The sequence below is a fragment of the Streptomyces sp. NPDC047042 genome, assembly GCF_040644035.1.
Taxonomy (GTDB): Bacteria; Actinomycetota; Actinomycetes; order Streptomycetales; family Streptomycetaceae; genus Streptomyces.
The window spans coordinates 54,408-75,416 of record NZ_JBEYVP010000007.1 but is presented as its reverse complement, the minus strand read 5'-3'; the positions used below and the strand labels follow the sequence as shown (position 1 = coordinate 75,416).

General features: G+C 70.0%; 26 protein-coding genes and 1 other RNA gene. 4 read left to right on the top strand and 23 right to left on the bottom strand.

Going from position 1 to position 21,009, the window contains the following annotated elements:
• Nucleotides 1-45 precede the first annotated feature (45 nt).
• The 5 genes from ABZ855_RS09565 to tsaB all read right to left on the bottom strand — a co-directional run bounded on the left by ABZ855_RS09565 (nt 46) and on the right by tsaB (nt 3,095).
• Nucleotides 46-285, bottom strand: a complete 240-nt coding sequence (locus ABZ855_RS09565; protein WP_360803620.1) for a hypothetical protein — start codon at nt 283-285, stop codon at nt 46-48.
• A 222-nt stretch (nt 286-507) separates the two neighbouring features.
• Nucleotides 508-768 carry a hypothetical protein gene (locus tag ABZ855_RS09560; RefSeq protein WP_360803617.1) on the bottom strand — a complete coding sequence of 87 codons (261 nt, stop codon included), beginning with the start codon at nt 766-768 and terminating at the stop codon, nt 508-510.
• The gene (gene tsaD / locus ABZ855_RS09555) at nt 765-1,853 is read right to left on the bottom strand and encodes a tRNA (adenosine(37)-N6)-threonylcarbamoyltransferase complex transferase subunit TsaD (protein ID WP_360803614.1); all 1,089 of its coding nucleotides are present in this window, start codon (nt 1,851-1,853) and stop codon (nt 765-767) included. Before tsaD ends, ABZ855_RS09560 begins: the two co-directional genes overlap by 4 nt.
• Entirely contained in the window at nt 1,846-2,418 is a 573-nt protein-coding gene (gene rimI, locus ABZ855_RS09550; protein ID WP_360804165.1) for a ribosomal protein S18-alanine N-acetyltransferase, read from the bottom strand. Before rimI ends, tsaD begins: the two co-directional genes overlap by 8 nt.
• A 20-nt stretch (nt 2,419-2,438) precedes the next feature.
• Complete coding sequence (gene tsaB / locus ABZ855_RS09545) at nt 2,439-3,095, bottom strand: tRNA (adenosine(37)-N6)-threonylcarbamoyltransferase complex dimerization subunit type 1 TsaB (protein ID WP_360803611.1); 657 nt, start codon at nt 3,093-3,095, stop codon at nt 2,439-2,441.
• A gap of 111 nt (nt 3,096-3,206) precedes the next feature.
• On the opposite strand from tsaB, the gene ABZ855_RS09540 reads away from it, so the two are divergent.
• Nucleotides 3,207-3,773: a hypothetical protein gene (locus tag ABZ855_RS09540; protein WP_360803608.1), complete on the top strand. Its 567-nt coding sequence runs from the start codon at nt 3,207-3,209 to the stop codon at nt 3,771-3,773.
• A 15-nt stretch (nt 3,774-3,788) separates the two neighbouring features.
• Here the strand turns inward: ABZ855_RS09540 and ABZ855_RS09535 are convergent, their stop codons facing one another.
• The 10 genes from ABZ855_RS09535 to ABZ855_RS09490 form a co-directional block, all read right to left on the bottom strand.
• Complete coding sequence (locus ABZ855_RS09535) at nt 3,789-3,980, bottom strand: hypothetical protein (RefSeq protein ID WP_360803605.1); 192 nt, start codon at nt 3,978-3,980, stop codon at nt 3,789-3,791.
• A 130-nt stretch (nt 3,981-4,110) separates the two neighbouring features.
• The gene (gene tsaE, locus ABZ855_RS09530; RefSeq protein WP_360803602.1) at nt 4,111-4,680 is read right to left on the bottom strand and encodes a tRNA (adenosine(37)-N6)-threonylcarbamoyltransferase complex ATPase subunit type 1 TsaE; all 570 of its coding nucleotides are present in this window, start codon (nt 4,678-4,680) and stop codon (nt 4,111-4,113) included.
• Nucleotides 4,646-5,908: an alpha/beta hydrolase gene (locus ABZ855_RS09525; protein ID WP_360803599.1), complete on the bottom strand. Its 1,263-nt coding sequence runs from the start codon at nt 5,906-5,908 to the stop codon at nt 4,646-4,648. The genes tsaE and ABZ855_RS09525 overlap by 35 nt, the downstream gene beginning before the upstream one ends.
• A 177-nt stretch (nt 5,909-6,085) precedes the next feature.
• Entirely contained in the window at nt 6,086-7,255 is a 1,170-nt protein-coding gene (gene alr / locus ABZ855_RS09520; RefSeq protein WP_360803596.1) for an alanine racemase, read from the bottom strand.
• Between the two features lie 53 nt (nt 7,256-7,308).
• The gene (locus ABZ855_RS09515; protein ID WP_360803593.1) at nt 7,309-8,751 is read right to left on the bottom strand and encodes an NAD(P)H-hydrate dehydratase; all 1,443 of its coding nucleotides are present in this window, start codon (nt 8,749-8,751) and stop codon (nt 7,309-7,311) included.
• A gap of 43 nt (nt 8,752-8,794) precedes the next feature.
• Nucleotides 8,795-9,166 (bottom strand): holo-ACP synthase, encoded by a 372-nt coding sequence (locus tag ABZ855_RS09510; protein ID WP_360803590.1) that lies wholly within the window; start codon nt 9,164-9,166, stop codon nt 8,795-8,797.
• Nucleotides 9,167-9,176: 10 nt separating this feature from the next.
• Nucleotides 9,177-9,803: a hypothetical protein gene (locus tag ABZ855_RS09505; protein WP_360803587.1), complete on the bottom strand. Its 627-nt coding sequence runs from the start codon at nt 9,801-9,803 to the stop codon at nt 9,177-9,179.
• Between the two features lie 2 nt (nt 9,804-9,805).
• Entirely contained in the window at nt 9,806-10,333 is a 528-nt protein-coding gene (locus tag ABZ855_RS09500) for a hypothetical protein (protein WP_360803584.1), read from the bottom strand.
• 43 nt (nt 10,334-10,376) lie between these two features.
• Complete coding sequence (locus ABZ855_RS09495; RefSeq protein ID WP_360803581.1) at nt 10,377-11,309, bottom strand: hypothetical protein; 933 nt, start codon at nt 11,307-11,309, stop codon at nt 10,377-10,379.
• Between the two features lie 80 nt (nt 11,310-11,389).
• A complete protein-coding gene (locus ABZ855_RS09490; protein ID WP_360803578.1) occupies nt 11,390-11,815 on the bottom strand; it encodes an ATP-binding protein in 426 nt (141 codons plus the stop codon).
• 10 nt (nt 11,816-11,825) lie between these two features.
• Between ABZ855_RS09490 and ABZ855_RS09485 the strand changes: the two genes are divergently transcribed.
• On the top strand, nt 11,826-12,662 hold the full coding sequence (locus ABZ855_RS09485; protein WP_360803575.1) for a helix-turn-helix transcriptional regulator: 837 nt from the start codon (nt 11,826-11,828) through the stop codon (nt 12,660-12,662).
• Nucleotides 12,663-12,670: 8 nt separating this feature from the next.
• On the top strand, nt 12,671-12,865 hold the full coding sequence (locus ABZ855_RS09480) for a DUF397 domain-containing protein (protein ID WP_360803572.1): 195 nt from the start codon (nt 12,671-12,673) through the stop codon (nt 12,863-12,865).
• Here the strand turns inward: ABZ855_RS09480 and ABZ855_RS09475 are convergent.
• The 6 genes from ABZ855_RS09475 to ftsE all read right to left on the bottom strand — a co-directional run bounded on the left by ABZ855_RS09475 (nt 12,834) and on the right by ftsE (nt 18,271).
• Nucleotides 12,834-14,189 (bottom strand): HEAT repeat domain-containing protein, encoded by a 1,356-nt coding sequence (locus ABZ855_RS09475; protein ID WP_360803569.1) that lies wholly within the window; start codon nt 14,187-14,189, stop codon nt 12,834-12,836. The genes ABZ855_RS09480 and ABZ855_RS09475 overlap by 32 nt on opposite strands.
• A gap of 95 nt (nt 14,190-14,284) precedes the next feature.
• Nucleotides 14,285-14,687: a transfer-messenger RNA gene (ssrA, locus tag ABZ855_RS09470) on the bottom strand.
• Between the two features lie 105 nt (nt 14,688-14,792).
• On the bottom strand, nt 14,793-15,275 hold the full coding sequence (gene smpB / locus ABZ855_RS09465; RefSeq protein ID WP_360803566.1) for an SsrA-binding protein SmpB: 483 nt from the start codon (nt 15,273-15,275) through the stop codon (nt 14,793-14,795).
• 78 nt (nt 15,276-15,353) lie between these two features.
• The gene (locus ABZ855_RS09460) at nt 15,354-16,532 is read right to left on the bottom strand and encodes a S41 family peptidase (RefSeq protein WP_360803563.1); all 1,179 of its coding nucleotides are present in this window, start codon (nt 16,530-16,532) and stop codon (nt 15,354-15,356) included.
• Between the two features lie 67 nt (nt 16,533-16,599).
• Complete coding sequence (ftsX, locus tag ABZ855_RS09455) at nt 16,600-17,520, bottom strand: permease-like cell division protein FtsX (RefSeq protein ID WP_319213458.1); 921 nt, start codon at nt 17,518-17,520, stop codon at nt 16,600-16,602.
• A 61-nt stretch (nt 17,521-17,581) separates the two neighbouring features.
• Nucleotides 17,582-18,271, bottom strand: a complete 690-nt coding sequence (ftsE, locus tag ABZ855_RS09450) for a cell division ATP-binding protein FtsE (protein WP_319213457.1) — start codon at nt 18,269-18,271, stop codon at nt 17,582-17,584.
• Between the two features lie 265 nt (nt 18,272-18,536).
• Here ftsE and ABZ855_RS09445 point away from each other — a divergent pair, with 265 nt between their 5' ends.
• Nucleotides 18,537-18,728 (top strand): hypothetical protein, encoded by a 192-nt coding sequence (locus ABZ855_RS09445; RefSeq protein WP_319213456.1) that lies wholly within the window; start codon nt 18,537-18,539, stop codon nt 18,726-18,728.
• Between the two features lie 91 nt (nt 18,729-18,819).
• Here ABZ855_RS09445 and ABZ855_RS09440 read toward each other — a convergent pair whose 3' ends face one another.
• Together ABZ855_RS09440 and prfB are read right to left on the bottom strand one after the other, a co-directional pair.
• Entirely contained in the window at nt 18,820-19,488 is a 669-nt protein-coding gene (locus tag ABZ855_RS09440; RefSeq protein WP_360803558.1) for a hypothetical protein, read from the bottom strand.
• Between the two features lie 309 nt (nt 19,489-19,797).
• Nucleotides 19,798-20,904, bottom strand: coding sequence for a peptide chain release factor 2 (prfB, locus tag ABZ855_RS09435; RefSeq protein ID WP_360803555.1), 1,107 nt, complete (start codon nt 20,902-20,904; stop codon nt 19,798-19,800).
• Nucleotides 20,905-21,009: the final 105 nt, after the last annotated feature.

Sequence of the window (21,009 nt, the reverse complement as noted above, 5' to 3'; positions counted from 1 at the left end):
CCATGACGAACCCCACCACACACTGGGTGACTTCCACAGGTTTCCCTACCTTCCCGCGCGCTTCTTCGCCCGCATGACCCCGGCCGTCCGCCCCGCCATGAGGAGACAGGCGACCAGGGTGAGCGGCCAGATCCAGGCGGGTGCGTCGGGAAAGGTGACAGGGGTGAGGCCCGCCAGGGCCGACAAGGCCGTCCAGAGGGCCAGCCGTGCCCACAGGAGGGCCCAGGAGTTGGTCGGGCGGGCGTGGACGAGGCGTCCGCGCAGAGAGTCCGGCGCGATGGTCACGCTTGATCATCCGGGTCGGGGCGAACGCGGGTGGGGATCAGCCCAACAACCACCCGGGGGAACCCAAAGCACACCCCAAGCGAACCCGAAGAAGGCAGCCGGACGGACAGGAACAACCCACCGAAACGCCCGTTTTAGAGAGGATCATCCACCCTCCCGGCCCTCATCCGGGCAAAGCGATGATTGCCCAATCCTTGACGGGATATAGGACATCGCCCACAATCACTCACCCACCACCTCAAACCGCCACCGATGCACCGCCCGCGCCACCAACTCCGCGTCCGGCTCCGGCAGTTCGGGCAGCTCGGCGTCGAACTCCGCGTCCCACCACGTGATGACGAGGACCCGGTCCCCCGGAGCCCGGAGCGTCTCCCGGCGCACCGGTGGCGCGGGCAGGGTCCGCGCCTGCGCCCGTGCCCAGGCGAGGAGTTCGTCGGCGCGTCCCTCGGCGGCCCGGGCCTCCCACATCAACGCGACGGTCACGTGTACAGGTTCCCCTCACTCACCGCATGCGAATGGCCGGGCACATGCGGGTCGGTCACCGGCAGCGAGGAGTCGGCCGACAGGCCCCAGTCGGAAGCCGGCCGGTTACGCGCGACCATCTCCGCGCCCAGCGCCGCCACCATCGCACCGTTGTCCGTGCACAACTTGGGCCGGGGCACCCTCAGGCGGACACCGGCCGCCTCGCAGCGCTCCTGGGCGAGCGCCCGCAGCCGCGAGTTGGCGGCCACGCCCCCGCCGATCATCAGGTGGTCGACGCCCTCGTCCTTGCAGGCCCGCACCGCCTTCCGGGTGAGCACGTCGACGACCGCCTCCTGGAAGGACGCCGACACATCACGCACCGGCACCTCCTCCCCCGCCGCCCGCTTCGCCTCGATCCAGCGGGCCACGGCCGTCTTGAGCCCGGAGAAGGAGAAGTCGTACGCCGGATCGCGCGGCCCGGTCAGCCCGCGCGGGAACGCGATGGCCTTCGGGTCGCCCTCGCGGGCGTACCGGTCGATGACCGGACCGCCGGGGAAGCCCAGGTTCAGCACGCGCGCGATCTTGTCGAAGGCCTCGCCCGCCGCGTCGTCGATGGTCGCGCCCATGGGCCGTACGTCGGAGGTGATGTCCGAGGAGAGCAGCAGCGAGGAGTGCCCGCCGGAGACCAGCAGGGCCATCGTCGGCTCGGGCAGCGGCCCGTGCTCCAGCTGGTCGACACAGATGTGCGAGGCGAGATGGTTGACGCCGTACAGCGGCTTGCCGAGCGCGTAGGCGTACGCCTTCGCCGCCGAGACACCGACCAGCAGGGCGCCCGCGAGTCCGGGACCGGCCGTGACGGCGATGCCGTCGAGGTCCTTCGCGCTGACCCCGGCCTCCTTCAGCGCCCGCTCGATGGTCGGCACCATGGCCTCGAGGTGCGCGCGCGAGGCGACCTCGGGCACGACACCCCCGAACCGGGCGTGCTCGTCGACGCTGGACGCGATGGCGTCCGCGAGCAGTGTCGTCCCCCGGACGATCCCGACGCCGGTCTCGTCGCAGGAGGTCTCGATGCCGAGGACGAGCGGCACGTCCTTGGAGTCAGCCATTGCTCTCGGTTCCTTGTACGTCGTCGATTTCGTGTACGTCTGTTTCCGGGACGTCGGTTTCCTGGACGCCGGCTCCCGGTACGTCCGTCTCCCGCGCCGGCAGCGACGCCGCCGGGTCGCGCAGCCGCATCACCAGTGCGTCCACGTTCCCCGGCTGGTAGTAGCCGCGCCGGAACCCGATGGGCTCGAAGCCGAACCTCTCGTACAGCTTCTGCGCGCGCACGTTGTCCACCCTGCACTCGAGCATCACCTCGGCGCACTCGAACGCGGTCGCCGCCCGCAGCAGCTCGGTCAGCAGCACGGCACCGAGGCCGGTCCCCCAGTGCTCGCGGGCGACGGCGATCGTCTGTACGTCGGCCACGTCCCCGGCGGCGGCGAGCCCTCCGTACCCGATGATCCGCCTGCTCCCGTCGGCGTTCTCGTCCTCGGCGACGAAGTACCGCCGGGTCGCCTGCGGCCCGCGCGCGTGGGCCAGGTCCGACCAGAACATGCCCCGCGACCAGGCGTCCTCGGGGAAGAGGTCCTTCTCCAGCTCCAGCACGGGCTCGATGTCCCACCAGCGCATCTCGCGCAGCACGGCAGTCGTCACTTGGGGGTGACCACCTTGTAGTTCTTGGGGACCTGGGCGTCGGGACGGCGCAGGTAGAGCGGCCGGGGGGCCGGGAGTTCGATGCCCGCCGCCAGCCGTTCGGCGGCCAGGGAGACGAGGGACGCGGCGGAGACGTGCTCGGGCGCGTGCGCGCTCGGGAAGGCGTCCGGGTAGAGCAGGGCGCCCGCGCCGACGGCCGGCAGGCCCGTGACCTGGTCGGCGATGTCCGCCGGCCGGTCGACGGACGGCTCGGTCACCCTCGTACGGGAGTCGCTGTAGCGCGCCCAGTAGACCTCCTTGCGACGGGCGTCGGTCGCCACGACGAAGGGGCCCTCCGGGACGTCGGCGGCGTACGCGAGGCCGTCCAGCGTGCAGACGCCGTGTACGGGAACGCCGAGAGCGAGTCCGAAGGTGTCGGCGGTCATCAGGCCGACGCGCAGCCCGGTGTAGGGGCCGGGGCCGATGCCGACGACGACGCCGGTGACGGCGTCGAGGCCCGTGCCCGCCTCGGCGAGGATCCGGTCGACGGCGGGCAGCAGCAGTTCCCCGTGCCGGCGGGCGTCGACCTGGCTCGACGCGGCGACGACGGCCGTCCCGTCGTGCAGGGCGACCGTGACGGCCGGGGTGGCGGTATCCAGAGCGAGCAAGAGCACGCGAACAGCCTACGGCGCCCGCGCCCCCCGTACGGCCGCACAGGTCGGCGGTACGGCTGCTGCTACCGTCGCCACAAAACGGGACGTACGAGACGAAGAGGTGGGGCGCTGGTGACCAGGAGCAGCTCGGGATTCGTGGCCGGGCTCACCGCGGCGGCCCTCGCGGGGGTCGGCTACCTCGGCTACCAGGCCTCGGCGAACGTCCCGCAGCGCCCGGGCGCCGAGCGCCTGCCCTCCTCGACGCCGGTGACCACATCGAGGGTCCCCCGGGACATCCGGCACCCGAACGCGCTGCCGGCCGGCTCGGGCGCGGGCAGGCGGGTCGTGTACTCGCTGGAGGACGACCGGGTGTGGCTGGTCGGCGCCGACAACAGGGCGCGCCGCTCGTTCGGCGTCACGCCCGGCACGGTCGATCCGGCGCCGGGCAGCTATCTGGTCACGTCCCGCTCGATCTCGATCACGGGCACGGACGGCATCCCGATCGAGCACGTCGTGCGGTTCACGGGTGTGGAGGGTGTGGCCATCGGCTTCAGCGCGGCGGTGGACGGCTCGACTCCACAGGCCGCCCCGCAGGCCGACCCGGAGGTGCGCACCGGCGGCATCCGGGAGACGCGGCCGGACGGGCGCGCGATGTGGGAGTTCGCGATGATCGGCGAGAAGGTCGTCGTGATCCGCTAGCCGGTCAACGCGGCCTCAGGCGGCTTTCGGCTGCTCCCTGACGGGTGCCTCGGGCGGGCGCGGAGGCGTCGAGACCGCGCGGGCGGCGGCACCCGCGGCCAGCAGATCACGCATGGAGACGCCGGGGACCACGTACGGCCCCGACTCGGACCTGGTCGTGGGCGTGTTCGTCTTCGTGTTCGCGCTCGTGTACTCCGCAGCCGACATGGCGCCTCCTGAAGTTCGGGGGCGGGCTTGGTTAGGTAAACCTAACCACGAACTGGATACCATGTGACCACGCATGCGACGCCCGACGCAACATCTTGCCGACCGATTGTCGGAACATTCACGCAAACGTTCACACCGCGCCGAGGTCAACCGCCGCCCACCGCTCCCCCACCCCCGTGAGGGTGATGTGCCGTACCTCGTCGGTGGTGTCCCCGACGGCCCGGTGGATGAGGAGATGGAGCCGGTCGTCGGTCAGCTCCTCGACCTTGCCCTCGCCCCACTCCACGACGATGACGGACTCGGGCAGCGACACGTCGAGGTCGAGGTCCTCCATGTCGTCGAGACCGCCGCCCAGCCGGTACGCGTCGACGTGGACCAGCGGCGGCCCGTCGACCAGGGAGGGGTGGACCCGGGCGATCACGAAGGTGGGCGAGGTGACGGCCCCCCTGACGCCGAGCCCCTCGCCGAGCCCGCGCGTCAGCGTCGTCTTGCCCGCGCCCAGCTCACCGGTGAGCATGACGAGATCGCCGGCCCGCAGCAGCTTGGCGAGCCGCCGGCCGAGGTCCCGCATCTCGTCGGGTGAGCTGACGACGATCCGGGCCGTGCCCGGCCGGCCGCTCTCGGTGCCGGTGTCGCTCTCGGTGTCGGTGTGGCCCGTGGCCGATTCAGCCGGGTTGTGCGCTGCCCCTGGTGCTTCCATAACCGGAAACGGTAGCCCCTGCCGGCACCGCGCCCGCACGGGTGAGCAGGTCGGCGAGCCGGTCGGTGACCGCCTCCGGGTGCTCCAGCATCACCAGGTGCCCGGCGTCCGGCACGAGCACCAGTTCGGCGTCCGGCAGCAGGTCGGCGATGACCTCGCTGTGCTCGCTCGGTGTGACGAGGTCACCGACTCCGGCCAGCACCAGCACGGGCAGCTCCTTGAAGTGGCCGAGCGCCTCGGTCTTCTCGTGCTCGGTGAACGCCGGATAGAACTCGGCGACGACATCGATGGGCGTGCCCTCGATCATCCGCTCCGCGAACCGGGCGACGGCGGGATCGACGTCCCGCGACGAGAACGAGTACCGCTTGATGATCCCGGCGAAGAGGTCGGCGGTGGCCCGCCGCCCCCGCTCCACCCACTCGGCCTGCTGCCCCAGCGCCTTCAGCACGCCCGGCAGCACCCGCCGGACGGCGTTCACGCCCGCGACCGGCAGCCCGAAGTTGACCTCGCCGAGCCGCCCGGACGACGTACCGACGAACGCGACGCCCACGACCCGTTCCCGCACGATGTCCGGGTACTGGTCGGCGAAGGCCATGACGGTCATCCCGCCCATGGAGTGCCCGACGAGCACGATCGGCCCCTCGGGCACGGCCGCGTCCAGGACGGCCTTCAGGTCCTGGCCGAGCTGGTCGATGGAGACGGGCACACCGTCGTCGTGCTGGGCCACTCCGCGCCCGGACCGCCCGTGGCTGCGCTGGTCCCAGTACACGCTGCGTACGACACCGCGCAGGGCGGCCCGCTGGAAGTGCCAGGAGTCCTGGCTGAGGCAGTAGCCGTGGCTGAAGACGACGGTGACGGGCGCCGGTGCCTTGCGCCCGAAGAGCCGACGCCGGCGCGGGGTGAGGGCGGGCGCGGCCTCCGGGTCGACGTCGTCGACCTCGTAGTACAGCTCGGTGCCGTCGTCGGCGACGGCCTTGCCGGGGGTGCCGCGCAGGGAGCCGTAGGGGCCCGCCGAGTCGAGGGCGAGCCGCGCCTTCTGGCGCATGCCGCGCCCGACGGTGAGCCGCTCGACGGCGACACCCGCGGCGGCACCGGCGGCCACCACGCCTATGGCGACGCCCGCGATACCGGTCACCCGGCGCCAGCCTCCCGCCGTCGCCGCCTCCGCGGCGGAGGCCACGGCCGCCGTGGCGGCGCTCGCGACGACCTCCGCACTGCTCTCGCTCACGTACCGCTCCTCGCTGGAATCACTGCTACTGCTGTGGAAAGACTTGCCGGTGTTACTGGGTTACCGGGTTATCGGGGTTGCCCGGTTCACGGGAGTTGCCGAAATGTCGGGGTTACTCGTGCCGCTGGTGTCGCTGGACCCGTTTTCTACGAGTTCCCCGTGCGATTACCCCACTTGTTACTCATTCACGTAGACGCGGGGCACCCGGGTTCCGATGCGGGTGACGATTTCATACGCGATCGTCCCGGCCGCCTGCGCCCAGTCCTCGGCGGTGGGCTCGCCCCGGTCGCCGGGCCCGAAGAGCAGGACCTCCGCGCCCTCCGGGGGCTCGTCGCCCCCCAGATCGACGACGAACTGGTCCATGGCGACCCGCCCGGCCACGGTCCGCCATTTGCCGCCGATCAGTACGGGACCGGTGCCGGAGGCATGACGCGGGATGCCGTCCGCGTAACCGACGGGGACGAGGCCGAGGGTGGTGTCGCCGGGGGTGACGTAGTGGTGTCCGTAGCTGACACCGTGCCCGCCGGGTACGTGCTTGACCAGCGCGAGGGACGCGGCCAGCGTCATCACGGGGCGCAGGCCCAGGTCCGCGGAGGTGCCGATCTCGGGGCTGGGCGAGATGCCGTAGACGGCCACGCCGGTCCGTACGAGGTCGAAGTGCGTGTCCGGGCGGCTGAGCACGGCGGGCGAGTTCGCGAGATGCCGCACCTCGGGCCGCAGTCCGTGCCGCTCGGCGTACGCGATCATCTCGTGGAAGCGGGTGAGCTGGGCGTCGATGGAGGGATGCTCGGGTTCGTCGGCGCAGGCGAGATGGGACCACAGCCCGGTCACCCGGATCAGCCCGTCGTGCTCGGCACGCAGCGCGGCGGCGACGAGCGCGCACCAGTCGTCCCCCGGCTGACAGCCGCCGCGCCCGAGCCCGGTGTCGGCCTTGAGCTGGACGCGGGCGGGCCGCCGCGCGGCGGCAGCCGCCTCGGAGACCTCCCGCAGGGCCCACATCCCGCCCACCGACACATCGATGTCGGCCTCCACGGCCTCCTGCCAGGGCCCGCCGGGCGTCCACAGCCAGCACATGACCCGGACATGGCGAGGAACCCCGGAGTCCGGCCGCCGCAGGGCGAGCGCCTCCTCGGGCGTGGCCGTACCGAGCCAGTCGGCACCGGCCTCGACGGCCGCCCGAGCACACCGGAGCGCACCATGGCCGTACGCGTCGGACTTGACGACGGCCATCAGGGCCGCGCCGCGCGCACGGGCATGCAACGCCCGTACGTTGGCCCGCAGGGCGTCCAGATCGATCTCGGCGCGGGCACGCAGGGCGCCGGCGGTCGGGGGTGCAGTCTCACTCATGGCGCCCCCAGTGTCTCAGAGCCACCTCGCACCTCCGGCCCGGAACCCGGCGTTCAGCCACCCCGTACATCCCGCCAGGCCCTCCGGACCCCCTCCGCCACGTCCTGCGCCCCCACCGGCGCCCCCTCCGCGGCCAACCGCCCCGCCAGCCCGTGCAGATACGCGCCCACGCTCCCCGCGTCCAACGCCGAGAGCCCCGCCGCCAGCAACGACCCGCTGAGCCCCGACAGCACGTCCCCGCTGCCGGCGGTGGCGAGCCATCCGGTGCCGGTCGCGTTCACCCGCACAGCTCCCCCCTCCGAATCGGCGATCAGCGTGGTGGAGCCCTTGAGGAGAACGGTCGCGCCATAGCGGCCGGCGAGTTCCCGTACGGCCGACAACCGCGCGCCCTCGACCTCCGAGCGGCCGATGCCGAGCAGCGCGGCGGCCTCCCCGGCGTGCGGGGTCATCAGCGTGGGCGCGGTACGCCCCCGGACCGCGCCCCGGTCGGCCAGCCGCAGCCCGTCCGCGTCGACAAGTACAGGCACCTCCGCCTCCAGCACCTCGGCGACCGTGCCGGCGTCGTCCCCGGCCCCGGGTCCCACGACCCACGCCTGCACCCGTCCCGCCTTGTGCGGCCCCTGGTCGGACACGAGCGCCTCGGGAAAGCGGGCGATGACCGCGTCCGCCGCCGGACCCACGTACCGCACGGCTCCGGCGCCGCCCCGCAGCGCCCCGGCCACGGCGAGCACGGCGGCCCCGGGATACCGGGCCGAACCCGCCGCGATCCCGACGACGCCACGCCGGTACTTGTCGCTCTCGGCGCCGGGCACCGGCAACAGCCGGGCGACGTCCGCGTGTTGCAGCGCCTCCAGCTCGGGTGGGGCGGGCAGCACCTCCCCGAGTCCGATGTCGACGAGCCGCACGGTCCCGGCGTACTCGCGCGCGGGGTCGATGAGGAGGCCCGGCTTGTGGGTCCCGAAGGTGACGGTCAGGTCGGCCCGGATCGCCGCCCCTGACACCTCACCGCTGTCGGCGTCGACCCCGCTGGGCAGATCGACGGCGACCACGGTGGCCCGCGCCCCCCGCACCGCCTCCGCGAGCGGCACGGCATCGCCGCGCAGCCCGCCCCGCCCTCCGATCCCGACGATGCCGTCCACGACGAGATCGGCGCGACGGATCACCCCCTCGGCGTCACCGGACGCGGCGACGGCCGTCCCGCCCGCCGCCCGCAGCGCCGCCAGCCCCCCGGTGTGTGTGCGCTCCGGTGCGAGCAGCACCGCCGTGACGCCCGCTCCGCGCCGGGCGAGCCGGGCACCGGCGTACAGGGCGTCGCCCCCGTTGTCGCCGCTGCCGACGAGCAGCACGACCCGGGTGCCGTACACCCGCCCCATCAACTGGCCGCAGGCGACGGCAAGTCCGGCCGCCGCGCGCTGCATGAGCGCACCCTCCGGCAACCGCGCCATCAGCTCACGCTCGGCCGCCCGTACCGTCTCCACGCCGTACGCAGTTCGCATACATCGAGTCTCCCGCACACATGGCCGACGGGCCCGGCGAGCCTCACCCCTCGGCCACCACCACGGCCGAGGCGACGCCCGCGTCATGGCTGAGCGACAGATGCCATGACCGCACCCCGAGTTCGGCGGCGCGCGCGGCCACCGTCCCCGTCACCCGCAGCCAGGGCCGCCCGCTGTCCTCGACGCAGACCTCCGCGTCCGTCCAGAGCAGACCGCCCGGCGCGCCCAGCGCCTTGGCGAGGGCCTCCTTCGCGGCGAACCGGGCGGCGAGCGAGGCGACACCGCGCCGCTCACCGCTGGGGAGCAGCAACTCGCTCTCCAGGAACAGCCGTTGGACCAGGCCGGGCGTCCGCTCCAGGGACGCCGCGAACCGTTCGATCTCCGCCACGTCGATACCGACCCCGATGATGCTCATGCCGAGCACCTTATGGTGAGCGCTGCCCCAGTTCGAGCGGCGGCGAGGGCAGCGCGAAGTGGTCGGCGATGATCCGTACGGTGTGGGCGCCGTCGGCGTTGAAGCCGGGCTCGGCGTCGTACCTGGGCGTGTCCCGGCCGACGATCCCGGCGGCCAGCAACTCCCGTACGAGCAGGTCGGACAGCCCGCCGGAGCGCCGCGACTCGCGTCGCGCACCGAGGTTGAACAGGGTCCGCTCGAACCCGCCACGGCTGTAGACGAACTGGAAGGGATGCTCGGCGCAGTGCGGGACGGCGTAGTTCTGCCCGTGGGGGCAGGCACACGGGGACGTGGAGGCGAGGAACACGGTCTCCACGCGCTCGGGCTCACTGGCTCTCTGCGCATGATGGTGACGCCCCATGACAGCGGTGATGCTGCGGGCCAGATCCCACCCGGTCTGCCCACTGTCCCTCGCACCTGGGCCTGGGCCTGGGCCTGCATAGGCGTCCTGCACGACCCACACCCAGCCGCCGCCCTCCCCGACGGTGCGGAGAGGCCGTCCCGCTTCCTCGAATATGTCGACCACGACGTCCATGGCCATGCCCTTGCAGAAGGTGACAAAGGTGTCGGGGGCGAGCCAGGTCACTGGCACTGTCACGGTCACTCCCCCACCACCCCGCTCGACGCGGCCGCCATGGAGGCCACGGACAGGGACGGCAGTCCGAAGTAGTCGGAGATGGTCCGCACGAGGCGCTCGTGATCGTCCCGCCCCTCGAACCGCGCGCCGGGGCCGATGAGGTTCGCGGCGAGCAGTTCCTCGGACAGATGGTCGGGATTGTCGCCGACCCGCTGTCCGATGCTCTCGAAACTGAACCCGAGGACGAACCGGCCGTCCCGGTAGTACGCGAACTCGGGCGCGAACGCCTTGGCGCTGCACGGATCGACGACGAACACGACGATCTCCACACCCCGCGGACACAGATCGCCGTAGCGAACGGAGTCGTAGTCCTCGGTCTCCCAGTTGTGCATGTCGTGCACCGCCCACACCCACCCGTCCCCCTCGCCGCACGCGAGGGGTTCACGGTCGAGGGCACCCAACGCCTCGACAAGCACAGCGAGAGGCATACGCCGGGCGAAGACGACATTCACGTCATGGCCCGGAAACGGATCATGTATCCAGTCGGTCATGGGGAGCACCCTAGGCGGGGGCACTGACATCCCGGCCCGGCTGTCAGTCGGAGGCCGATTCCTCGGCGAACAGATCCTCCGCGCGCTCTACCGTCCGGGACCGCTCCAGCCAGGTGTCGATGCGGTCGAGGTCGGTGCAGGTGGTGAGGCGTTCACGCACGTCTGCCGATACGGGGATGCCGCGCACCTCCAGAACCAGCAGAATCCCCTTCACCTCGCCTTCGGCCTTGCCCCTGGCTTCACCCCTGGCCTCACCCCTGGCCTCACCCTCGAGATAGGCCGTCTCACGAACCGTCCCCCGACCGGGGAAGTAGCTGACGAACGACATGATGTCCTTCCATTTCTTTCCTGCGGGCGTCTTACCCAGGGTGACTTCCAGGAAGTCGAAGAAGTACTCGGCGGTGTCGGGCTCGGTCTCCCTGAGTTCCTGAAGGACCTTCCCAATAGCCTCCAGTATGGCGTCGCCATCGCAGCTACGGGCGTGCGCCAGGGCGGACAGCACGGCTAGCGGGAGATTCTTGGCGACGGTCCTGACATCGGTGATCACCGGCAGGTTGTCCGGCCCGGCGACCAGCGGATACACGCGCATAGCTGTCCAGCCACGCGTGCCGCACTCGAAGGGACCGACCGCCCACTTGGCCGTGGCCTGGTCCTGGCAGACCACCAGCAGCAGCACGGGCAGTTCGTACTTCGCCTGGAGGTAGCTGACGTAATAAGCCCAGCTCCGCGCCTTGCCCGTGACCTTGGCCGACTGCGACTCGATGGCGAGCAGGAAGTCCTCACCGTCGGAGGGGCCAATACGCAGCACGGTGTCCACGCGGCGCTCCAGCGGCCGGGCCTCCGTCACGTCCGTGGTGACGGCGTCCACGGTCGCCTTTTCCGAAAATGGGACTCCCAGCACTCCGAACACGGGAGCCAGGATCTCGGGCCGCTCCTGGAAGATGCGGTGCAAGCCCTCGTGAGCTGATGTGACCATGTGCGCAACCTTGGTTCAGTGGGGGAGGCGTTTCAAGGCATTCGGAATGCGTTCACTCTTTCGAGTTCTCGGAAAAACGTTCACGCCGCCGAGTCCAACTCGCACCACACGAACTTGCCGCGATTCCCGAATCGGGACAGCGGCTGCCACCCCCACAACTGGGCGCAGGCCAGCACCATCCCCAGACCGCGCCCGTCCTCCGACTCGACGAGTTCCCCCAACTCCTGTGGCGGCTGAGGCGGTCGAGGGTCCGCGTCCCAGGCGCCGATGCGCAGGACGCCGGCCGACCAGCGGACGCGTAGGGCGGCGGGGCCCTTGGTGTGCCTTACGGCGTTCGAAACAAGCTCGGTGGCGAGGAGTTCGGCGGTGTCGACGAGGCCGATCAGTCCGTGCATGGTGAGGATGAGGCGGAGGGTACGGCGGCTGATGGTGACGGCTCGGAGGTCGTTGGGGATGTAGAGGGAGTACTCCCAGGACTCGGGGTCAGTTTCCTTCTGTTGAACCAAGGAGCAAGCCATGGTCCTGAGGCGCGAACCAACCGCACGCCAAGCGCGCCTGGCGACCGAACTGCGCAGGCTCCGCGAGGCAGCAGGGCTCAACGCCACGGAAGCAGCGGCGCTACTTGGGACAGGTCGCGTCCAGATCAGTCACATCGAGTCCGGACTCACAGGGGTGAGCGAGGAGCGACTTCGCCGTATGGCGTCCCACTACGCCTGTACGGACGAGGAGTTCATCAATGCCTTGGTCACGATGGCCATCGGCCGGACGCGCGGCTGGTGGGAGGAGTACCGGGGCCTGCTGCCCACACCGTTCCTGGACCTGTCCGAACTCGAGCACCATGCCAAGTTCCAGCGCCATGTGGCAATCCTGCACGTGCCGGGCCTGCTGCAGACCGAGGACTACGCACGTGCCGTCTTCTCGTCCCGACTGTCCGAACTCACCCATGATGAGCTTGAGTTGCGCATCAGGCACCGCATGGCGCGCCAGGAGATCGCGATCCCCTACGAAGTGGTGATTCATGAGGCCGCGCTTCGGATCAGGGTCAGCGACCGCGCGGGGTCGAAGTCCCAACTCGCCAAGCTTCTGGAGGTGTCGGAAGCAGATCACGTCACCTTGCGTGTCATCCCCCTCGACCTGGACGGCTTCGCCAAAGCCTCAAGCACGATGACGTACGTAGGCGGCCCCGTACCCAAACTCGACACCGTGGTCCGTGACGCACCCCATGGCTCGATGTTCATTGATTCCGAGGCTCAGCTCAGCACTTACCGAGCAGGCTTCCGTACAGTAGAAGCCTCGTCACTCGAACCCAGACAGTCGCGTGACTTCATCCACAAGTTGGCGAACGAGTTGTGAGGCATCTTATGGACAACTGGCGGAAGTCGTCCTACTCGGGCGAGGGTGACGGCAACGAGTGCGTCGAGATAGCCAACTCCCCCACCCACACAACCATCCGCGACTCCAAGGCCCCGGCAGCCCGCACCCTCACCTTCCCGGCATCCGCGTACGCCCCCTTTATTGAGTCCCTCAGGTCCTCTTCCCCCACTGCCACGACCTGAGCGCCCCGGCCCGCTGGTCGTCCTCGAAACCGGCGCCCAGGGGACCCACCCGGTCGATCGCCTCCCCGGTGCGCGGGTCGTCTCGCAGGGCGAGCCCGTACGCGGCCTCCAGGCGTACGAGTTGGTCGGTGTGGGCGAGCAGCGCCACCAACGCGTCGGACACGGCGGGCGTGCGGATTCGGGAGCCTGCGAGTGTCGTCGCCGCCGCGCTCCGCGCGTCGGGGTCGGGGTCCTCGGCCAGGAGCAGCAGCGTCCGGGTGATCTCCGGGAGGAGATCGTCGTCCCGCATGCCCGCCTCGCAGGCCGCGACTCGCACCCCGACGTCCGGGTCACGGGTGAGGGTGAGCAGCGCGGCTCTGGCCGCAGGGGTCAGGGGGACACCGTACGTCGGGAAGGCGTACGGCACTTCGCGGCGTACGCGGGGGTCGGGATGGTCGGCGTAGCGGAGCCCGATGGCCTCCTGGTCCTGGTGCGTGTACTCGGTGTAGAGGTCCAGCACCTTCGCGAGGAGCCCGCTGTCCGGTTCCTCCGCCGCCCAGGCAGCCAGGAAATCACCCTCGCGCTTCTCGTGGGAGGGGCCGTCGAAGTACATGAGCGACCGCAGCCTCACGACGTCCAGTACGAACCGGCGGTGCACCAGGTCGGAGTCATGGCGGTGGGCCACCACGGCCGACCAGGTCTCGAAGCTGCGGCGCTGGGTGAGAATCGAGCAGACCGACGACCAGTTCACATGGTCCTCGTGGGGCGGATCGACGGCGCGGCCGATCAACTCGTCGACGGGGGTCAGGACGCGGAAGGCCCACTCCAGAGAGGTGAGGATGGCCCCGTGGCCGGCCCGTACGACGTGCCCGCCGAGCGACACCTGCTCGACCCACTCGTACTCGCCGTCCTGCACCCGAACCGTGTCCACCACGCCGACCTGGCCCGGTGCGCCCGCCCTGCGCCGCAGCCCCTCCGCCGCGCCCGTCTCGTACCAACCCCGAGCCAACGTGAGCAGCCGTTCCCGGCCCTCCTCCGGCATCCGTAGGCGGGGTTCCTTGCCCAGCACCGCCGCGAAGACCGCCGGGGAACCTCCGTCGACGGCACGCCACAGAGGAGTGGTCCCGTCCGGCAGGACCCGGTCGGGGTCCGCCCTACCTTCCACCAACACCTCGGCAACCGCGGCGTCGTACGCGGCGACAGCCACACACAACACCGGCGCACAGCCAGCGTCCGCATCCACCGTGTTCGGGTCGGCGCCCTCCTCCAACAGGGCCCGCACCGTCTCCGCGTCCCTCGCCCGAACCGCGGACCTGAGCCGACTGTCGAGCGTTTCCTCAGTCATCATCCGCCCCCATTCACCAGAGGTCCCGAGCAAGGCACGACAAAGGTCCCGCCGCTCGAAAGCGACGGGACCTTTGACACTGCATAACATGGGAATTGTGGAGATGGCGGGAATCGAACCCGCGTCCAACGGTGCGGAATCAGGACTTCTCCGTGTGCAGTTCGCTGTGCTTTTCTCGGCCCCGGCAATCACGCGAACAAGTCGCCGACGGGCCCAGTCACTGTTAGATTTCCCTCTTCACCCCGTGACCGGGATCAAGGTTTAGTCCCCTAGCTGATGCCAGGATCCGGGTCGGGAACACCCCCGGGCTGACACTCCCTTTAGTAAGGAGCAGCTCTTTCGCTACCTGAGATCAGGCGGCGAGAGAGAACTGCGCCTTGGAAGAATCGCTGTTGGAATTGGCGATTATTTTTTTCGGCCTGTGGTTTACGAGATCATGGCCGCTTCCTCGACACGCTTCCCCTGCTTCGACAGCCGCTGTCGAAACCGATCATCCCCATGTTGTTTTTTCAAACCCTCCGAAGAGGAAGCGCACCCTCGGTGAGGTGCAGTCACCATCGTACGTGACCAACGCACGCCCATGCCACCGTATTCCGGGTGGGGCTACCCGTGCTGCTGCCTGCGCCGCACCGCCGAGACCGCCCGGTCCGTCTCGCGACGGTCCTGCTTCTCGCGCAGTGTCTGTCGCTTGTCGTACTCCTTCTTGCCTCGGGCCAGCGCGATCTCGATCTTCGCCCGGCCGTCCTTGAAGTACAGGGCGAGGGGCACGATCGCGAGACCCGTCTCCCCCGACTTCGACTCCAGCTTGTCGATCTCCGCGCGGTGCAGCAGCAGCTTCCGCTTGCGCCGGGCGCTGTGGTTGGTCCAGGTGCCCTGGCTGTACTCCGGCACGTGCACGTTGTGCAGCCACGCCTCGTGCCCGTCGAGCTGCACGAAGCCGTCGACGAGCGAGGCCCGCCCCTGGCGCAGCGACTTCACCTCGGTACCGGTGAGGACCAGACCGGCCTCGTAGGTGTCGATGACGGCGTAGTCGTGGCGCGCCTTCTTGTTCTGGGCGATCAGCTTGCGCCCTTTTTCCTTAGCCATAGTGCCGCCATTTTCGCATCAGAGGGGCGCCGGAAGGAAAGCCGATTACCGAGCGACCACGAAGGGGCTGCAAGGCGGCTACGTGGGATCGCCCAGCCCGCTCAGTACGGTCTCCGCCTGCTCCAGCGCGCCCTGGTCGGCGTCGAGGTCAGGAGTGAGGCCCACCCCGTCGACGCCACGCCCCGAAGGGGTGCGGTAGTGGCCGACGGTCAGTTCGGCGACCGACCCGTCAGGCAGCCGGGTCGGCATCTGCACCGAGCCCTTGCCGAAGGTCCTGGAGCCCACGACGACCGCCCGGCCGCGGTCCTGGAGGGCGCCGGTGAGCAGCTCGGCCGCGCTCATCGTGCCGCCGTCGACGAGCGCGACCAGCGGTCTGGTGGTGTCGCCGCCCGGTTCGGCGTGCAGGGCGCGCTGCTCACCGTTGACGTCGTACGTGGCGACGAGGCCGCCGTCGAGGAAGGCGGAGGCGGCGGTGACGGCCTCGGTGACCAGCCCGCCGGAGTTGCCGCGCAGGTCGAGGATGATCCCGGCGCCGGCCGGGGCCTCCCGTACGGCATCGCGCACGACATCGCCGACGCCCTTGGTGAAGGCGGCGACCCGGATGACGGTGACCTTCTTCTCGGCGACCTGCCGGACGGTCGCGGAGTCCGTGGAGAGCTGTGCCCGGCGTACGGTGCGGCTCCACGCGTGCGTGCCGCGTTCCAGACCGAGCCGGACGGTCGTACCGGCGGCGGCGTCCTGTGCGTCGCCGCGCAGTAAGGAGACGACCTCGGTGACCGGGCGCCCGTCGACCGACTTGCCGTCCACACTCCGCAGCCGGTCGCCGCTGCGGATCCCGGCGACGGCCGCGGGCGAACCGGACCGCACCTTGGTGACCTCGATACGGCCGTCCCGCTCGCGCCGCGCCCAGAGCCCGACGCCCGTGTAGCGGCCGTCGAGGGCCTCCTCCAGCTCCTCGTACTCGCCCGGGGAGTACACGGCCCCCCAGCGGTCCCCGCTGCGGCTGACCGCGCGCTCGGCGGCCTCCATCGGGGACTTGCCCACGGCCATGGCCTCGGCGGCGGCGGCGGCGACCTCCTCGTGGTGCCCGGCGGGGGCGGCGGCGGGCGCCGGGTCCGGGAGGGAGGCCTTGCGCTCGGCGGTCTCGGGGAACGAGCCGGTGGCCGCGCCGGCGATCAGGACGCTGGCGAACAGCAACGTCAGAGCCGCCCCGCGGCCTGCGCGGCGGGGCTGTGTGAACAGGTCGCGGCCCGACATGCCGGTGAGTCTAGGACAACGCGAAGGGCCGTACGGTCGGTTGACCGAACGGCCCTCTTGGCATGCGTCACACCTTCAGGTACTTGCGCAACGCGAAGAACGCGGCAAGCGCGGGCATCAGCAGACTCGTCGCGAGGATGAGCGGAAGCTTGGTGAGGACGGCCTCCCAGCCGATGAAGTTGATCAGATTCAGCTTCTCGGACAGGGCCAGCCCGTGATCGATGATGAAGTACCGCGCGACCAGCAGGAAGGCGCAGGCGACACCGCCCCCGATCAGCCCGGCGACCGCGGCCTCCATGATGAACGGCGCCTGGATGTAGAACCCGGAGGCGCCGACGAGCCGCATGATCCCGGTCTCACGCCGACGGCTGAACGCGGACACACGCACGGTGTTGACGATCAGCATCAGCGCGACGACGAGCATCAGCGCCATCACCGCCCGGGCCGCCCAGTTCATGCCGTTGAGCAACCCGAAGAGGTTGTCAAGGATGCCTTTCTGGTCCTGCACGGACTGCACACCGTCACGCCCGTCGAACGCGGTCGCGATGACCTGGTACTTCTCCGGGTCCTTCAGCTTGATCCGGTACGACTCCTGCATCTGGTCCGGGGTGAGCGAACTGGCCAGCGGGGAGTCGCCGAACTGCTCCTTGTAGTGCTTGTAGGCCTCGTCCGCGGACTCGTACGTGACCGTCTGCACGACCGAGTCCATCTTCTCCAGATCGGCGAGGATCTGCTTCTTCTGGTCGCTGGTCACCGCGCCCTTGGCACAGTTCGGGTCGGACTCGGCGTCGCTCTTGTTGCAGAGGAACACCGAGACGTTGACCTTGTCGTACCAGTAGCCCTTCATCGTGCTGACCTGGTCGCTCATCAGGAGCGACCCGCCGAACAGGGCGAGGGAGAGGGCGACGGAGACGACGACGGCGAACGTCATCGTCAGATTGCGACGGAGACCGACACCGATCTCCGACAGTACGAACTGGGCGCGCATGGCGTGCTCAAGCCTTTCCGAGAACTCCGAGAACTCCGAGGACTGTGGGCGTCACTGACCGTCAGTGCTGGTAGCCGTAGACGCCGCGCGCCTGGTCGCGGACGAGACGGCCCTTCTCCAGCTCGATGACGCGCTTGCGCATCTGGTCCACGATGTTCTGGTCGTGCGTCGCCATCACCACGGTCGTGCCCGTCCGGTTGATCCGGTCGAGCAGCTTCATGATGCCGACGGAGGTCTGCGGGTCGAGGTTGCCGGTCGGCTCGTCGGCGATCAGCAGCTTGGGCCGGTTCACGAAGGCCCGCGCGATGGCGACACGCTGCTGCTCACCACCCGACAGCTCGCCGGGCATCCGGTCCTCCTTGCCGCCGAGGCCGACGAGGTCGAGCACCTGGGGCACGGACTTGCGGATCTCGCCCTTCGACTTGCCGATGACCTCCTGGGCGAAGGCGACGTTCTCGGCGACCGTCTTGTTCGGCAGCAGCCGGAAGTCCTGGAACACCGTCCCCAGCTGGCGCCGCATCTGCGGCACCTTCCAGTTGGAGAGGCGCGCGAGGTCCTTGCCGAGGACGTGCACCTGCCCGTGGCTGGCGCGCTCCTCGCGGAGGATCAGTCGCAGGAAGGTGGACTTTCCGGAGCCGGAGGACCCGACGAGGAAGATGAACTCACCCTTCTCGACCTCCAGGGTGACATCCCGGAGAGCGGGGTGGTTCTGCTTGGGGTAGACCTTGGAGACGCTGTCGAATCGGATCACGGATACACCACGGACCATCGGGGGCAGATGGCGTGACCATACGCGACCCGGGCGTCCGGGCGCAGGCTCCGGTCACGGTTGCGCAAGGGTTGTGGCCTTTTGTACGGGGCCGGCCGTCGGCCCCGTAGTCGGCGGCAGAGCCCCCGAGGACACGGGGAATCGCGCAACCTCCACCGGAACCTGTCACAGTGGAGCGTGAAGCCGGGAACGGAAGCGGTCCCGAAAGCGTTGGATACGTGGAAGCGGCGCAAGGAGGGCGAGGCGCATGACGTACGACCGATTGGTGTGCGCGAACTGCGCGGCGCCCGTGAACGAGGGGCGCTGTCACGTCTGCCGGGCGAACCGCGAGCGCCTGCAGCAGGAGAGCCCGTTCGCCGGCCTCAACCCGATGACGCTGATAGCGCTGCTGGCGGTACTGATAGCGGCACTGGCCCTGGTGGCACACCAGACGGCATAAGCAGCGAAGGGCCCGGAGCGAGGATACTCCGGGCCCTTGCGCGTTCTACGTGCCACCGGCTTCCGCCAGGGCGGGCGGGCTACAGATGCCGTCAGGCAGCTGCGCCGCCGCGGCCGCCCACGAGACGGGGGAGCACGCGGAAGGCGACACCGCCGGCGATCATCGTGGCCGCACCGATGATCAGGAGGCTCGTCTCCATGGCACCGGTCTCGGCGAGCTCGGCGCCGCCGGAGCCCTGGGCCGAGGTCTCCGAGCCCGTGTCGGTGAGGGCCGAGGTGCCCTCTTCCTGGGCGGAGGTGTTCGAGCCACCGTCGGGGCTGGTGTTGTCGCCGCCGTCGGTGTCCGTACCGGAACCGTTGCCGTTCCCGTTGCTGCCGGAGCCGGCGTTGTCCGTGGGCTCGTCGTCGGTGGGCTCACTCGGCTCGGCGGAGGGCTCCGACGGTTCCGGGTCGGCCGTGGTGGGACCCGGGTCGGGCAGCGGCGGCTCCGGGTCGGGCAGCGGCGGCTCGGGGTCCGGCAGCGGAGGCTCCGGGTCCGGCACCGGCGGCTCGGGGTCCGGCAGCGGAGGCTCCGGGTCCGGCACCGGAGGCTCCGGGTCCGGCACCGGCGGCTCCGGGTCCGGGCTCGGCGTACCGGCGCAGATACCGAGCAGCTCGCAATCGTCGGCCGAGGCAATGCCCGCGGTCGTCAGCGAGGCACCGGCGGCGATCACCACGCCCGCCGCTATCCGCGCGACACGAACCCGCGTCTTCTTCGTCATATAGGTGCTACCCCCAGTAGCTGTTCGTCAGGTGGGGCGGCGTCGGGGCGGTGATCGACGGGGCAGCGGTCGAAGCTCCCCGGTTCACATGCGCCCCAGAGATACGCATGCCGCGCTTTACCTTTCCGATTTCCCAAGAGCACGTCAAGGTCGTTGCGCGCGCAATGTCCCCTTGTTCCTTCCTTGCCGCACATCGGAACCGTGAGTGTGATGTAAAACCCAGACATCTCTCCTACGCAAAGCAACCGCCGCCCGGTGGGCGGCGGTTGCTTTGTCGATAAGGAGCTCTGAAGGAGTCCTGCAGGAGTTCTACTTCTCCTGCTGCTTGCGCCAGCGAATTCCGGCTTCGAGGAATCCGTCGATCTCACCGTTGAACACGGACTCGGGGTTGCCGACCTCGAACTCCGTCCGCAGGTCCTTGACCATCTGGTACGGGTGCAGGACGTACGAACGCATCTGGTTGCCCCAGGAGTTGCCGCCGTCCCCCTTGAGGGCGTTCATCTTGGCCTGCTCCTCCTGCCGGCGCCGGTCGAGGAGCTTGGCCTGGAGCACGTTCATCGCGGAGGCCTTGTTCTGGATCTGCGACCGCTCGTTCTGGCAGGAGACGACGATGCCGGTGGGGAGGTGGGTCAACCGCACCGCGGAGTCGGTGGTGTTGACGCCCTGGCCGCCGGGCCCGGAGGACCGGTAGACGTCGACCCGCAGCTCGGACTCGTCGATCTCGATGTGATCGGTGGTCTCGACGACGGGCAGGATCTCGACCCCGGCGAAGGAGGTCTGACGCCGCCCCTGGTTGTCGAAGGGCGAGATGCGGACGAGGCGATGCGTGCCCTGCTCCACGGACAGCGTCCCGTAGGCGTACGGCACCTGGACGGCGAAGGTGGTCGACTTGATGCCGGCCTCCTCGGCGTACGACGTCTCGTAGACCTCGGTCTTGTAGCCCTTCTGCTCGGCCCACCGCAGGTACATCCGCTGCAGCTTCTCGGCGAAGTCGGCGGCGTCCACGCCACCGGCCTCGGCGCGGATGTTGACGAGGGCCTCGCGGGCGTCGTACTCACCAGAGAGGAGGGTACGGACCTCCATCTCGTCGAGGGCCTTGCGGACGGAGGCGAGCTCGGCCTCGGCCTCGGCGCGGGTGTCCGGGTCGTCCTCCTCCTCGGCCATCTCGAAGAGCACGCCCAGATCGTCGATCCGCCCGCGCAACGCCTCGGCCTTCCTCACCTCCGCCTGGAGGTGGGAGAGCTTACTGGTGATCTTCTGCGCTTCCTCCGGGTCGTCCCACAGGGACGGCGCTGCCGCCTGCTCCTCGAGCACGGCGACATCTGCCCTCAGCTTGTCGAGGTCCAGGACGGCCTCGATCGACTCCATGGTCGAGGAGAGGGACTTGAGCTCTTCGGATACATCGACGACTGCCACGACACCAGCGTAACGGCTCCGCCGGGCGGCAGGTTTTCGACGCCGTCACTTGGGCGGGGCCCGGGGTTTTCGGGCGTTTCCCACCCGCCCACCCGTTCACCGCAT

What these genes read in the sequence shown, in the direction of transcription:
- ABZ855_RS09535 (WP_360803605.1), bottom strand. Translation starts at nt 3,980, where the DNA reads ATGTCGGCTGCGGAGTACACGAGCGCGAACACGAAGACGAACACGCCC.
- ABZ855_RS09475 (WP_360803569.1), bottom strand. Translation starts at nt 14,189, where the DNA reads ATGACTGAGGAAACGCTCGACAGTCGGCTCAGGTCCGCGGTTCGGGCG.
- rimI (WP_360804165.1), bottom strand. Translation starts at nt 2,418, where the DNA reads ATGCGCTGGTGGGACATCGAGCCCGTGCTGGAGCTGGAGAAGGACCTC.
- ABZ855_RS09495 (WP_360803581.1), bottom strand. Translation starts at nt 11,309, where the DNA reads ATGGTCACATCAGCTCACGAGGGCTTGCACCGCATCTTCCAGGAGCGG.
- ABZ855_RS09440 (WP_360803558.1), bottom strand. Translation starts at nt 19,488, where the DNA reads ATGACGAAGAAGACGCGGGTTCGTGTCGCGCGGATAGCGGCGGGCGTG.
- ABZ855_RS09445 (WP_319213456.1), top strand. Translation starts at nt 18,537, where the DNA reads ATGACGTACGACCGATTGGTGTGCGCGAACTGCGCGGCGCCCGTGAAC.
- ABZ855_RS09515 (WP_360803593.1), bottom strand. Translation starts at nt 8,751, where the DNA reads ATGCGAACTGCGTACGGCGTGGAGACGGTACGGGCGGCCGAGCGTGAG.
- ABZ855_RS09480 (WP_360803572.1), top strand. Translation starts at nt 12,671, where the DNA reads ATGGACAACTGGCGGAAGTCGTCCTACTCGGGCGAGGGTGACGGCAAC.
- ABZ855_RS09460 (WP_360803563.1), bottom strand. Translation starts at nt 16,532, where the DNA reads ATGTCGGGCCGCGACCTGTTCACACAGCCCCGCCGCGCAGGCCGCGGG.
- ABZ855_RS09485 (WP_360803575.1), top strand. Translation starts at nt 11,826, where the DNA reads ATGGTCCTGAGGCGCGAACCAACCGCACGCCAAGCGCGCCTGGCGACC.
- ftsX (WP_319213458.1), bottom strand. Translation starts at nt 17,520, where the DNA reads ATGCGCGCCCAGTTCGTACTGTCGGAGATCGGTGTCGGTCTCCGTCGC.
- alr (WP_360803596.1), bottom strand. Translation starts at nt 7,255, where the DNA reads ATGAGTGAGACTGCACCCCCGACCGCCGGCGCCCTGCGTGCCCGCGCC.
- smpB (WP_360803566.1), bottom strand. Translation starts at nt 15,275, where the DNA reads ATGGCTAAGGAAAAAGGGCGCAAGCTGATCGCCCAGAACAAGAAGGCG.
- tsaD (WP_360803614.1), bottom strand. Translation starts at nt 1,853, where the DNA reads ATGGCTGACTCCAAGGACGTGCCGCTCGTCCTCGGCATCGAGACCTCC.
- ABZ855_RS09500 (WP_360803584.1), bottom strand. Translation starts at nt 10,333, where the DNA reads ATGACCGACTGGATACATGATCCGTTTCCGGGCCATGACGTGAATGTC.
- tsaE (WP_360803602.1), bottom strand. Translation starts at nt 4,680, where the DNA reads ATGGAAGCACCAGGGGCAGCGCACAACCCGGCTGAATCGGCCACGGGC.
- ABZ855_RS09510 (WP_360803590.1), bottom strand. Translation starts at nt 9,166, where the DNA reads ATGAGCATCATCGGGGTCGGTATCGACGTGGCGGAGATCGAACGGTTC.